12 protein-coding genes are annotated in these 12827 nt (G+C 54.5%); 6 read left to right on the top strand and 6 right to left on the bottom strand.

Annotated elements, in window-relative coordinates:
* The first annotated feature begins 7 nt into the window (after positions 1-7).
* Both QPL96_RS09990 and QPL96_RS09985 read left to right on the top strand, forming a co-directional pair.
* Positions 8-352 (top strand): P-II family nitrogen regulator, encoded by a 345-nt coding sequence (locus QPL96_RS09990; RefSeq protein WP_273157632.1) that lies wholly within the window; start codon positions 8-10, stop codon positions 350-352.
* A gap of 122 nt (positions 353-474) precedes the next feature.
* Entirely contained in the window at positions 475-1869 is a 1395-nt protein-coding gene (locus QPL96_RS09985) for an ATP-binding protein (RefSeq protein ID WP_303287237.1), read from the top strand.
* 86 nt (positions 1870-1955) lie between these two features.
* On the opposite strand, the gene QPL96_RS09980 is transcribed toward QPL96_RS09985, so the two are convergent.
* The 4 genes from QPL96_RS09980 to typA all read right to left on the bottom strand — a co-directional run bounded on the left by QPL96_RS09980 (position 1956) and on the right by typA (position 6182).
* On the bottom strand, positions 1956-2624 hold the full coding sequence (locus tag QPL96_RS09980) for a response regulator transcription factor (RefSeq protein WP_273157628.1): 669 nt from the start codon (positions 2622-2624) through the stop codon (positions 1956-1958).
* An 83-nt stretch (positions 2625-2707) separates the two neighbouring features.
* Positions 2708-3214: a D-aminoacyl-tRNA deacylase gene (dtd, locus tag QPL96_RS09975; protein WP_303287236.1), complete on the bottom strand. Its 507-nt coding sequence runs from the start codon at positions 3212-3214 to the stop codon at positions 2708-2710.
* A 91-nt stretch (positions 3215-3305) separates the two neighbouring features.
* Complete coding sequence (gene pip, locus QPL96_RS09970) at positions 3306-4268, bottom strand: prolyl aminopeptidase (RefSeq protein WP_303287235.1); 963 nt, start codon at positions 4266-4268, stop codon at positions 3306-3308.
* Positions 4269-4370: 102 nt separating this feature from the next.
* Positions 4371-6182: a translational GTPase TypA gene (typA, locus tag QPL96_RS09965; protein WP_303287234.1), complete on the bottom strand. Its 1812-nt coding sequence runs from the start codon at positions 6180-6182 to the stop codon at positions 4371-4373.
* 570 nt (positions 6183-6752) lie between these two features.
* On the opposite strand from typA, the gene glnA reads away from it, so the two are divergent.
* The gene (gene glnA, locus QPL96_RS09960; protein WP_303287233.1) at positions 6753-8156 is read left to right on the top strand and encodes a glutamate--ammonia ligase; all 1404 of its coding nucleotides are present in this window, start codon (positions 6753-6755) and stop codon (positions 8154-8156) included.
* Positions 8157-8506: 350 nt separating this feature from the next.
* On the opposite strand, the gene QPL96_RS09955 is transcribed toward glnA, so the two are convergent.
* Together QPL96_RS09955 and QPL96_RS09950 are read right to left on the bottom strand one after the other, a co-directional pair.
* The gene (locus tag QPL96_RS09955) at positions 8507-8941 is read right to left on the bottom strand and encodes a type II toxin-antitoxin system VapC family toxin (RefSeq protein WP_303287232.1); all 435 of its coding nucleotides are present in this window, start codon (positions 8939-8941) and stop codon (positions 8507-8509) included.
* On the bottom strand, positions 8941-9177 hold the full coding sequence (locus QPL96_RS09950; protein WP_303287231.1) for a type II toxin-antitoxin system Phd/YefM family antitoxin: 237 nt from the start codon (positions 9175-9177) through the stop codon (positions 8941-8943). Before QPL96_RS09950 ends, QPL96_RS09955 begins: the two co-directional genes overlap by 1 nt.
* 303 nt (positions 9178-9480) lie before the next feature.
* Here QPL96_RS09950 and QPL96_RS09945 point away from each other — a divergent pair, with 303 nt between their 5' ends.
* The 3 genes from QPL96_RS09945 (at position 9481) to ntrC (ending at position 12766) form a co-directional block, all read left to right on the top strand.
* Positions 9481-10005: a DUF4124 domain-containing protein gene (locus QPL96_RS09945; RefSeq protein ID WP_303287230.1), complete on the top strand. Its 525-nt coding sequence runs from the start codon at positions 9481-9483 to the stop codon at positions 10003-10005.
* Positions 10006-10247: 242 nt separating this feature from the next.
* Positions 10248-11342: a nitrogen regulation protein NR(II) gene (glnL, locus tag QPL96_RS09940; RefSeq protein ID WP_303287335.1), complete on the top strand. Its 1095-nt coding sequence runs from the start codon at positions 10248-10250 to the stop codon at positions 11340-11342.
* Positions 11339-12766 carry a nitrogen regulation protein NR(I) gene (gene ntrC, locus QPL96_RS09935; protein ID WP_303287229.1) on the top strand — a complete coding sequence of 476 codons (1428 nt, stop codon included), beginning with the start codon at positions 11339-11341 and terminating at the stop codon, positions 12764-12766. Before glnL ends, ntrC begins: the two co-directional genes overlap by 4 nt.
* Positions 12767-12827: the final 61 nt, after the last annotated feature.

Here is a 12827-nt window from a genome sequence, read left to right as displayed (position 1 = left end):
GATTCACATGTACGAAATAAAAGCTTATGTTCGTAAAGCCATGACCGAATTTGTCATCGATGAACTGGCTAAACTGGATGGGGTGGCAAGTATTGCCGTCGTGTCACTTAATGAGTTTGGCCACACCGCTGGTGACAGCGGGCCAATGGAGAAAGTCGATATGGTCAAGCTGGAAGTAGATGTTGCGAGCGAGTCAGCCGCCGATACGGTGGCTGATGCCATTGTTCGAGCCGGCCGCACTCAGGAAGGCCACCCCGGAGATGGCAAGGTCCTGATCTCCAGGCTGGCAAAAGCGATACGCATCGATGACGGCGTATCGGGGCCGGAAGCACTCCGGCCCCGATCAGTGTAGCGGCAAGGTCGGGACTGAAGGCTGACAATCTTCAGTCCCGGCACTCTAAATAGCCCGGATATTAATCCGCTCCCTTCCGTATTCATTTGAAATACTCCTGAAACTCCATGCGGTGTTGTCCGATGAACCCACCGAAAACCTATAAGCGCCTGAAAGATAACATTAGTACTTTTCGTAACTGGTGGGGGCGCCGCTCAATCAGAAAGACGCTTTTTTCCTACCTTTTCCCAATGGGTCTTGCATTTATGATTGTGGTATGGCTTTCCCATCAGCTTCTCATTGGCTATTTACACGAAGAGTTGCATCGCAGCAGGCTGGAAGCTCAGGCATCCCAGTTCAAAGAGATGCTGGCTGGTTCGGGCCAGTTGACTGACAATACGTTAAAAAAGATCGTCAATTCGGGAGATCAGGGAGATTATATTTTTTCAGCAAGCTCTGGGGGACGCATCGTTGCGTCAGATAAAAAGTATTTAAGTATTGTTAAAAAAATCATGTCAGGCAGCGAGAGTGGAATAATACACTACAGCGATAAAAACCAAGTATTGCTGGGACTTACATCGGAAACTGATGTGGGCGGTGAAAAAATAAATATCCTGGTTTTGGAGGCAAGAAGTTATAAAACAGGTATTTCTGATAATGTACACCTGGTGATTGGAATCATTGCTCTGGTATTATTTTTTTCCATTATTTTTTTTATATATCTGAGCGTAAATATCGCCCTGAAACCACTCGGTGATTTGAGTATTCAGTTGTCTGAATTAAAGAATGGTCGCCGCACACGCCTGGCGGAGGACTCCCCTGTGGAGTTCAGAGAGGTGGTTGTTGATTTCAATCATCTTCTTGAAGTTCTGGACAGGCGTTTGAATCGCTCCAGAAGATCAATGTCGGATCTATCACACAGCATCAAAACCCCGTTAACCGTTGCTATCGCGATCACAGGCGACCAGGACACCCCCATCGAACAGGATGACCGGGAATTTCTTCATGCAAAATTATCCGAGTTACGGAAGATCATCGATACCCAGATGAGAAGGGCCGAGATGTCGGGGCAATATTCGGGAAAACCCATAAAGGTTGTGGAAAAGGTTGAGGCAATCATTGATGTTGTACGGAGAATCTATCCGAGAAAAAGCTACTTATTGAAAAAAGATTTGCCTGATGATTTTTTCTGGGCAATCGATGAGCATGATTTCAATGAGGTAGTCGGTAATATTCTTGATAATGCAGCGAAGTGGAGCGATGGCAGGATCGACATAACCCTGGCTCAATACCATCATATATTTAAAATAACAATAGAAGACGATGGACCGGGCGTTGAACAGGATAACCTGGACCAGTTAACGATGAGAAAACGACGACTGGATGAACAAACACCGGGCTATGGCCTCGGGTTATCGATCGTAGATGAAATCGTGGACAATTACTCCGGAAAATTGGCTTTTTCAAGGTCGAAAATGGGAGGACTCAGAGTGGATGTAATGTTCTCCGCCAGCAAGCTCACTCCGGTTTTCTCATAGGAGGGGTCAAAAAAATAACTCCTGCGCCCCGGCCTTTGTTCTCGCATCCTGTCATGAGGCATTGACGCCCCTTCACGGATAAATATTCAAGGTTCATCTGGGTCGAAAAAATAACCCTGTCCGCGAAGGGTTTTTATCTTTGACTTACCAAGTAGTTTTCTAAGCCGTGTTATGTAAACCTGAATCACGTTATTCCCGGGTGACCTGTCGATATTGTACAAAAGATCCACAAGATCATCCTGGGAGAACACTCTTCCAGGCGAACGTAAAAAACACTGAAGCAACCGGAACTCAGTTGCAGTTAACCGATGGTCCTCACCCGTTGGGGTCGACAGTGTTCTGCAGTTGTTATTCAACCGGTATCCGCCAACCCCGATCTCGTTTGTAGAACGCCCTTCTTTTCTTCGGATGATGGCGTTTAGTCTGGCCTGCAACTCTTCGAACTCAAAGGGCTTCGGTAGATAATCGTCAGCACCGGCGTTTAAGCCCTGAACCCTTTCCGACCAGTTTGACCTGGCGGTCAGGATAAGTATCGCGTCATCCCGTCCAGACTTGCGCCACTCCCTCAGCAGCGACAGTCCATTTTTATCGGGCAATCCGATGTCGAGGACTATCCCTTCATACAGGCTTGTACCGACAAAAAAGTCTGCTTCTTCTGCGTTCTTTGCAATATCAACAGCATAATCAGCCCGTTCAAGCCATTTTGAGATTCTTTCTGCCAAAAAGGCATTGTCCTCAACAATCAGAATTTTCATCTCGATCTCTCAAAACCTGCACTTAAGCCGCGGCAGTTACTTTATAGGCACCCAGGATAACCCGTCAGACTCCAGTATGCAGGTTACTCGCTCCCGGGGCACGGAAAGAACGGTGCAAAAAAATCAGAAGAGGCATTCGCCCTTTTCCCAACCTCAAGCAGGAAGGTTACCGGCCCGTCATTCACCAAACCGACTTTCATGTCGGCACCGAACTGCCCCTCACCCACTCTTTCGGCACCCAGTGCGGAGCGAGCTTCCAGAACGAACAGCCGGTAGAGCCGGTCCGCCTCAACGGGCCCGGCAGCGGAAGAGAAACCGGCCCGCGTACCTGATGACGTGTCGGCAGCCAGCGTAAACTGTGGAATAACAAGAAGGGAACCATCAATATCGGCAAGGCTTCGGTTCATCCGGCCTGCGTCATCGGGGAATACACGGTAGGTGATAATTTTCCGGCATAGCTTCCTTGCCTCTCTTTCGCCATCACCCTTTTCGACACCCAGCAACAAAAGCAGCCCTGTTCCTATTGAGGCTAACGGCTTACCCTCCACCCTAACACTGGCTTGCGATACTCGCTGGATAAGTCCTTTCATCAAATTCCCAGAGGACGAATGAACAGAAAGAAAGAAAATCGGCGCAGAGTTTATCCACGGCGCTCACAGGCCGCAACCCTGAGAATGGAATTCAACCGGCACTTTTTCCGGTTTTGGCAACAACTGACTCAACACCACGAATCAGGGCATCGACAATCGCGGGTTCAGAGGCGGAATGACCAGCATCCCGAATGATCTGCAGCTCCGCCTCCGGCCAGGCCAGGCTCAGCGCCAGGGCGTTCTCGAGAGGACAGACCATATCGTAGCGGCCATGGACGATAATGCCCGGAATGTCTGACAGTCTACCCGCATCCCGCAGGATCTGATCAGGCTCCAGGAACGAGGAATTCATGAAATAGTGGCATTCGATACGGGCCAGGGCGATGGCGACATGGGGGTGACCAAAATGCTCGACCACCCTGGGATTCGGATGCAAAGTGGCGCACCGGCCCTCCCACACAGACCAGGCCTTGGCGGCCTGAATCTGCTCCAGTTCGTTGGTACTGGTGAGCCGCCGATAATAAGCGGCGACCATGTCGCCACGCTCAGCCCCGGGAATCTGTGCCTCAAAATCTGCCCAGTAATCCGGGAACACCCGGCTTGCGCCGTCCTGGTAAAACCAGTGAATATCGCGGGGACGGCAGAGAAAGATGCCTCGCAAAACCAGCCCCAACACTCGTCCGGAATGAGCCTGGGCATAGACCAGGCTCAGGGTCGAGCCCCAACTGCCACCGAACAGAAGCCATCTGTCGACACCGAGAAAGGCGCGCACAGCCTCCATATCTTCAACCAGCCTGTCGGTGCTGTTGCCTTCAAGTTCCGCCAGAGGCGTTGACCTTCCTGCACCACGCTGGTCCATCAGAATGATCCTGAAACGTTCGGCATCGAAAAAGCGCCGGTGGTATTCCTCACAGCCTCCGCCAGGGCCGCCGTGGACCACAAGAACCGGGATGCCATCCGGGTTACCGCTTTCTTCAACATAGAGTTCGTGCAACGCATCAACCGCAATACGATGCCGGGCGTTGGGTTTGATTTCAGGGTACAGGGTGAGCATGAAGCGCTCCGTAAAAAGGATTTACCCGGAGTTTAGCTTAAGCCAATGAAAAAGGGGTCAGATGAAAAGTTCATCTGACCCCTTTTTCACTCAAGCGCCGGCTTACTTCTTATTGGCACGCTTGCGATCATTTTCGGTCAGGAATTTCTTGCGGAGCCGAATCGATTTCGGTGTCACTTCAACCAGCTCGTCGTCATCGATGAACTCCAGCGCCTGCTCAAGCGTGAACTTGATGGGCGGCACCAGCCCGATGACTTCATCCTTGCCGGATGCTCGCATGTTGTCGAGCTTCTTGCCCTTGGTGGGGTTCACCACCAGATCGTTATCACGGCTGTGGATACCGCAAAGCTGGCCTTCGTAGATTTCCTGGCCCGGGTCCAGGAACAGCTTGCCACGGCTCTGCAGGGTTTCAAGGGAGTAGGTCAGCGCCGTACCGGTTGCCATGGATACCAGAACTCCGTTCTGACGACTGGTGACATCGCCAACCTTGATGGGGCCGTAATGACTGAAGGTGGACGTCAGGATACCAGTGCCCGAGGTCATGGTCAGGAAGGTATTGCGGAAACCGATCAGGCCCCGTGCCGGAATGGTATACTCGAGGCGCATCCGCCCCTTGCCATCCGGCACCATGTTGGTCAGGTCACCTTTGCGCAGCCCCATCTGCTCCATGATCGGACCCTGATGCTGCTCCTCGATGTCGACGATGACATTTTCATAGGGTTCCTGCTTCACGCCATCCGCTTCCCGAATAACAACTTCAGGCCGACCGACCGCCAGCTCGAAGTTCTCACGGCGCATGTTCTCGATCAGCACTGACAGGTGCAGCTCACCCCGGCCGGACACCTTGAACTTGTCCGCCGATTCGCCTTCTTCAACGCGCAGCGCCACGTTGTGCAGCAGCTCCTTCTCCAGACGCTCCTTGATGTTCCGGCTGGTGACATACTTACCTTCCCTGCCGGCGAAGGGCGAATCGTTTACCTGGAAGGTCATCGAAACGGTCGGCTCATCCACCGTCAGCGCCGGCAAGGCCTCAACGTTGGCCTGGTCACACAGGGTATCGGAGATAAACAGCTCATCCATACCGCTCACGCAGACGATATCGCCAGCCTGCGCCTCATCCACTTCAACGCGCTGCAGGCCTGAGTGCCCCATGATCTTGAGTATGCGACCATTGCGCTTCTTGCCGCTGGCACCAATCGCCGTCACCGGCGAATTGGTTTTGATCTTGCCGCGTGCGATGCGACCAATACCGATCACGCCCAGGAAGCTGTTGTAATCCAACTGGGAGATCTGCATCTGGAACGGTCCGTCAGGATCAACGTTCGGCGCCGGCACATGATCAACAATCGCCTGGAACACAGCGTCCATGTTGTCATCGAGGTTTTCATGATCCAGACCGGCAATGCCGTTCAGCGCGCTGGCGTAAACAATGGGGAAGTCCAGTTGCTCGTCGGTCGCACCCAGGTTGTCGAACAGATCAAACACCTGGTCTACAACCCAGTCGGGCCGCGCACCGGGACGGTCAATCTTGTTGACCACCACGATCGGGCGCAAGCCGGCGGCGAACGCCTTCTGGGTCACAAACCGTGTTTGCGGCATCGGGCCGTCAATGGAATCAACCACCAGCAACACACAATCAACCATGCTCATCACACGCTCAACTTCGCCACCGAAGTCAGCGTGACCCGGGGTGTCCACGATGTTGATGTCGTAGCCATTCCACTTCAGGGCGGTGTTCTTGGCCAGGATGGTAATACCCCGTTCCTTTTCCTGGTCATTGGAATCCATGACCCGCTCGTTCTCGAGTTCCTTTCGGTCCAGCGTGCCGGACTGGCGCAACAGCTTGTCCACAAGCGTGGTTTTACCATGGTCAACATGGGCGATGATGGCGATATTACGAAGTTTTTCAATCACAAAAATAATCCTGCGGCATGCACTCAATGACCTGAGAAGGTGGTTCGCAGGGGCAACCCCAGCACATGCCGTCTCAAATCCGTAAAATGAACTCATTCACCGGAGCTGGCTGCCCGGCACCCTGCATGGTGATTTCCGATCCGGGATCTGGAAATGGTAGGGTAAAAATGAAGCGGCGCGCAGTATAGCGAAAAGTCTGTGTCGTTAATATGAAGAAAAACGCCTATTCTTGTTACCCGTCTTTTTGCCCGTTCTTACTCAAGCGGCGCACCCATTCTGAGCGCGCAACGAATATATGCACCATATTGGTGCAAATATTCAATATGAAGGCCGGCCAATTTGCGCAGGACATGCCCCAAACCCTGGCGGTTGCGCCGTTCTGGAGCATGCCCTGAAAATTGGCAAGCACCTTGCTTTATCGAAAGCAGCCGAAATTTGCAGGTAAGACGCACTGGCATTTGCTAAGCTGCGCAAACCTGAGAAACAGATCGGAACTCAGCACTCTGAGCGATCCGGCACCATGAACATGAATACAGCCGCCTGTGCGGTATAACTTACGGAGCATGCATAATGTCCAAGACAGTTGATTTGATCAAAGAACACGAAGTCAAATGGGTTGACCTGCGCTTCACCGACAGCCGCGGTAAAGAGCAGCATGTAACGCTGCCCGCCACCGAAGTGGATGAAGATTTTTTCGCAGACGGCAAAATGTTTGACGGCTCCTCCATTGCCGGCTGGAAAGGCATCAACGAATCCGACATGATCCTGATGCCGGACGACGAGACCTCCGTACTCGATCCGTTCACTGAAGAAACCACCGTTAACATCACCTGCAACATCGTAGAACCGTCTACCATGCAGGGTTATGAGCGCGATCCGCGTTCTGTTGCCCGTCGCGCCGAGGAATACCTCAAGTCCACCGGCATCGCCGATGGCGCCCTGTTCGGCCCGGAGCCGGAGTTCTTTGTCTTTGATTCCGTCAAGTGGAACGTCGACATGCAGGGCTCGTCGTACCACATCCACTCCGAAGAAGCGGCCTGGGTATCCGGCGAAGATTTTGACCGCAACAACATCGGCCACCGCCCGGGCGTCAAAGGCGGTTACTTCCCGGTTCCGCCGGTTGACAGCCTGCACGACCTGCGTGGCGCCATGTGTGCGGCCATGGAATCCATGGGCCTGGACATTGAAGTTCACCACCACGAAGTGGGCACCGCTGGCCAGTGTGAAATCGGCGTTGGCGCCAACACCCTGACCCGCAAGGCTGACGAAGTTCAAATCCTCAAGTACTGCGTACACAACGTGGCACACGCTTACGGCAAAACGGCCACCTTCATGCCCAAGCCGGTCGTTGGTGATAACGGTTCCGGCATGCACGTGCACATGTCACTGAGTAAAGACGGCAAGAACCTGTTCGCAGGCGACAGCTATGCCGGCCTGAGTGAAGCAGCCCTGTACTACGTTGGCGGTGTTATCAAGCACGCCAAGGCCATCAATGCCTTCACCAACCCTGCAACCAACAGCTATAAGCGCCTGGTTCCGGGCTACGAAGCACCGGTCATGCTGGCCTACTCTGCCCGCAACCGTTCGGCCTCCATCCGAATCCCTTACGTGAACAGCCCGAAAGCGCGTCGTATTGAAGTTCGCTTCCCGGACCCGGCTGCCAACCCGTACCTGGCTTTCGCTGCCCTGATGATGGCTGGCCTGGACGGCATCCAGAACAAGATCCACCCAGGCGATGCCATGGACAAGGATTTGTACGACCTGCCAAAGGAAGAGGCCCTGAGCATTCCGAAGGTTGCTGAAACCCTGTCCGAAGCCCTGGACTGCCTGGAGGCGGACCATGACTTCCTGACCCGTGGCGGCGTATTCACTGAGGACATGATCGCGGGCTACGTGGACCTGAAGCGCGGTGAAGTTGAGAAACTGAACATGACCACTCATCCGGTTGAGTTCGAGCTGTACTACTCCTGCTAATTCCCCTCTCCCGAGAGGAGCAGCAGCAAAGCCCCGCCCGTGCGCAAGCCGTTCACTTAAAGTGGATCTGAGCGGCTTGGCCCGGCATAAAAAGGCGCTATACTACTGGGCATCCAGACAGTATGGTGCCTTTTTTATGAGAAAGAAATTTTGCCAGGAGAGATGCTGGGATCAATTTTGAGCTTTCTCCGGAGCGTATTTGGCCGTCCAAAAACTGGACACATTGGTTGTTGTAAGCGGCTGCCAGGATAGAACCGGACGAGGTTGTTGCGAGGTTTGCGGCGGCGTGATTGCTGGATCTCCATTGTACAAAGAGATCAATGGCGGGGATTGATTCTGACGCTACAAGATCAAGGCGTCAGGTTTGCTTTGCTTGCCTTTATGCCAAAGAAAAGCGCTGAGTCGATGAGCGCATTGTCTTCAGTGATTAGATGAGCGCCATGATGCTCAGCACACGCCAGGTGGAGTGCATCCAAGGTTCTCAAGCTGGTCTTACGGGCACCAATCCAATGGGCGGCTCGCTGGTAAAAACCGGACTCGACTAGGCAAAGAGAAAAGCGACCATGACTGACATCTTCGTGAAAAGCGCTCTCGATACGATTCGCTTCTGGTTCTGTCAGTTCCCCCATGCGCACCCATCGTGCAAGAGCGCTCATGACCTCTACCTCGGTAAGATGACTAATTAGTACCGGCCTGGTTTGCTCTTTAAGCAATGCCGCTACACGGTCACTAGCCTCCTCATGACGGTAATAAGGGAGGATTGCACTAGTATCAAAATAAAACATTAGTATCGCTCGTCGTCACGCAGGGCGCGGATTGATTGGGCAGCACTCTCATTCGCCGGAGGCAAGGATGCCCTGAGTTCAGATCGATCAGGAAATGCTACTGATTCCGGCGAGACGGAGGTAAGTCGAGCAGCAGGCTTGCCATGGCGCAGGATGACGATTTCTTCTCCAGACGCCACCGCGTCCAGTAAATTGGCGAGCTTTTCTCGTGTTTCACGTACATTAATTGTCTGCATTCTTCATACCTCACGATTTTGCGTACACACTTAGTGTACGCTCAAAAACGCAAGAGTAGCAATCGGTCTCAAAAACAAATGCAAACAAGGTCGATGGAAAAGCCAACGACCTTCTTAAGTCCTCACTCTAGTCAAACAAGATCCACTTTAGGTGAACGGCTTGGCCCGTGCGGGGCTTTTTTTGTGCGCAAAAGCACATTGCCTGCAGCCCTTAACGATATGTAACCAACATCCCGCCCCACAGGCGTTGAAATGCCCCCGGGCGCCACCGATAATCATGTAAACCCTATGACAGGTGAGCTTATGAATCCGACGTCTGGATTGGTTGCCGGCCTACTGTTTGTTCTGGCGGCCCAGGTCTCCGCCGAGGTCTACCGCAACGTCGATGCCTACGGCAACGTTACCTTCTCCGATGAGCCGAGTGAAGGTGCTGAAGCCATAGAGCTCAAACCGGTTACCACGATCACCCTGCCAAAGCCCGAGGCGGTGCAGAAAACCGAAAAACTTCGCGAAAATGTTGAGACAGAGGGTGCCACCTACAAGAGCGTCTCATTTGTCTACCCCGAGAACAACCAGGCCTTCTACAGTGGTAGCGGTGATATCCAGTTCCAGGTTCGCAGCACCCCTGGCCTGCAGCCCGGTCACAAGTATGAGCTAACTCTTGATGGCCAGCCGGTTGGTCAAAGCGCCTCCGGCACCATTTCTGTCAATAACGTTTATCGTGGGACCCACGAAGCCCGCGTATACATTGTGGATGGCAAAGGGGTACAGATAAAAACCGGCCCATCCATTACCTTTACTGTTCACCGCCCCTCTATACTAAACTGAAACCGAACGCACCATGATGGTGCTTACGCACCAGAAGCAAGCCGTACCCTGACCAGCAACAGGGCGACTTTTTTGCGCTGGCCAAGGGCTTGTCCCCGTTTGCACCAGCTTACGGCACATTTCAGGGCCGATAATGGCCCTATGCCCGTACTTTGCCCACTCATTTGTGAACCTGGCCCAAGGTGGTTCGCTTTTTGCAAAACTCCGGAGGTCCAACTATGTCGAACCAACGGAAATTGCGCATGGCACTGCCTTCGGCCCACGAAATCGGATACAAAAGCATTCTCGACAGCCTCACCACGGCCGTCCTTGTGTTGGAAGACAACCTGAATATACGGTATCTCAACCCGGCCGCCGAGAGCCTGTTCGAAACCAGCATGACCCGCAGCCACGGCCAGCCTTTCGGCGATATCCTGGTCGATTCCGAAGATGCCCTGAAAACGCTGTTTGCCGCCGCGGACAACGGTCAGTCCTACACCCGCCGCGAGGCCGAGTTCCTGTTAACCAGCGGCTTACGCCTTACCGTGGATTACTCGGTTACCCCAATCAGCCTGGATCCGACGGAATTACTGATCGAAATCCAGCCAAGGGACCGGCTATTGAGGATCAGCCGCGAAGAGGACATTATCTCCCAGCAGGAAACCACCCGCATTCTGGTCCGCGGTATGGCCCACGAGATCAAGAACCCGCTTGGGGGAATCCGTGGCGCTGCCCAGCTTCTGGACCGGGAACTGGGCAGCGCGGATCAGCGGGAATACACTCGCGTCATCATTGACGAGGCGGATCGCCTCAGAGGCCTTGTTGACCGGATGCTCGGCCCGAACAAGGCGCTCAAGCTGGCTCCAACCAACATCCATGAAATCCTGGAACGGGTCGGCACCCTGCTGGAAGCCGAAAGCAAGGGCCGTCTTCGTTTCAGCCGCGACTATGACCCCAGCATTCCCGAGTTCCGGGGCGACAAGGAGCAACTGATTCAGGCCTTTCTGAACATCGCCCGCAATGCCATGGAAGCCGCTTTTGAGAACCAGGGCGGGCACAGCCGCGAAGAGCCGCCAACCATTGCCTTCCGGACCCGCACTTTGCGGCAGTTTACGATTGGTCATCGACGCCATCGCCTGGTGTGCCGGATAAACGTTATAGATAACGGCCCGGGCATTCCGCCGGAACTGCTGCAGAACATTTTCTATCCGATGATCAGTGGTCGTGCCAGCGGCACGGGCCTGGGCCTTTCCATTACCCAGAGCATCATCGGGCAACACCACGGACTGGTCGAATGCGAGAGCGAACCAGGACGAACCGACTTCACCATCTTCCTGCCCCTGGAGGACACCCCATGAGCCAACCGGCAAACGTCTGGATCATCGACGACGACCGCAGTATTCGCTGGGTGCTGGAGCGCGCCCTTAACCAGGCCGGTATGCAGCCCCGCGTTTTTGACAGCGGAGAAAGCATCATGATGCGCCTGGAACACGAGCAACCGGATGCCATCATAAGCGATATCCGGATGCCCGGCGTTGACGGCATCACCCTGCTGTCCCAGATCGTGGAGGTGCACCCGGACATACCCGTCATCATCATGACCGCCCATTCGGATCTGGAGAGTGCCGTTACCAGTTACCAGACCGGGGCCTTTGAATATCTTCCCAAGCCGTTCGATGTGGACGATGCCGTGGCACTGGCTAAACGCGCAGTAGCCCACAGCCACGAAAAACGTGCCAGCGCCGAACCGTCGGCGGAAAGCGCCCAGCGCGCCGCCGAAATCATCGGTGAAGCGCCGGCGATGCAGGAAGTTTTCCGGGCCATTGGCCGGCTGTCCCACTCCAACATCACCGTACTGATCAATGGCGAAAGCGGCACCGGCAAGGAGCTGGTGGCCCAGGCGCTGCACAACCACAGCCCCCGGGCCAAACACCCGTTCATTGCCCTGAACATGGCCGCCATCCCGAAAGACCTGATTGAATCCGAACTGTTTGGCCACGAGAAAGGTGCTTTTACCGGCGCCGGCGGTACCCGCCAGGGCCGCTTTGAGCAGGCCGATGGCGGCACCCTGTTCCTGGATGAAATCGGGGACATGCCCGCCGACACCCAGACCCGCCTGCTGCGGGTACTGGCCGATGGTGAGTTCTATCGGGTTGGCGGCACCACCCCGATCAAAGTGGATGTCCGGATCATCGCCGCCACACACCAGGACCTGGAAAAACTGGTCCAGGCCGGCCGCTTCCGGGAAGACCTTTTCCACCGTCTCAACGTTATCCGCGTGCATTTGCCAAAACTTGCGGAACGGCGGGAAGACATACCCCGGCTGATGCAACACTTCCTTAAAAGGGCCGCCAAAGAGCTGACCGTGGAGCCAAAAATCCTGCGCCCCGAAGCGGAAGAGTACCTGACCACCCTGCCCTGGCCCGGCAACGTCCGCCAACTGGAGAACACCTGCCGGTGGCTGACGGTCATGGCCAGCGGCCGGGAAATCCACGTTGATGACCTGCCCTCGGAACTGTTGCACCAGGCAGAGGCACCCGCCACCGGAACCACCTGGCAGGAAGGCCTGAAAAACTGGGCTGAACAGGAGCTCAAGCGGGGTAAGAAAGGCATTCTCGATACCGCCGTTCCTGAGTTCGAGAAAATCATGATCGAAACCGCGCTGAAGCACACCGGTGGGCGAAGGCGCGATGCCTCTATCCTGTTGGGCTGGGGCCGGAATACACTGACCCGGAAGATCAACGAACTGGGGATGGATCACCCGGAACAGGAGGACGATTGACGATTGGCGAGCCGCCGGGTTCGTTGATGTTTGGGGTCAGATGAAAACTTCATCTGACCCC

This window comes from Marinobacter sp. SS8-8, assembly GCF_030540945.1.
Classification (GTDB): domain Bacteria; phylum Pseudomonadota; class Gammaproteobacteria; order Pseudomonadales; family Oleiphilaceae; genus Marinobacter.
This window is presented reverse-complemented; position numbering and strand designations above follow the sequence as displayed.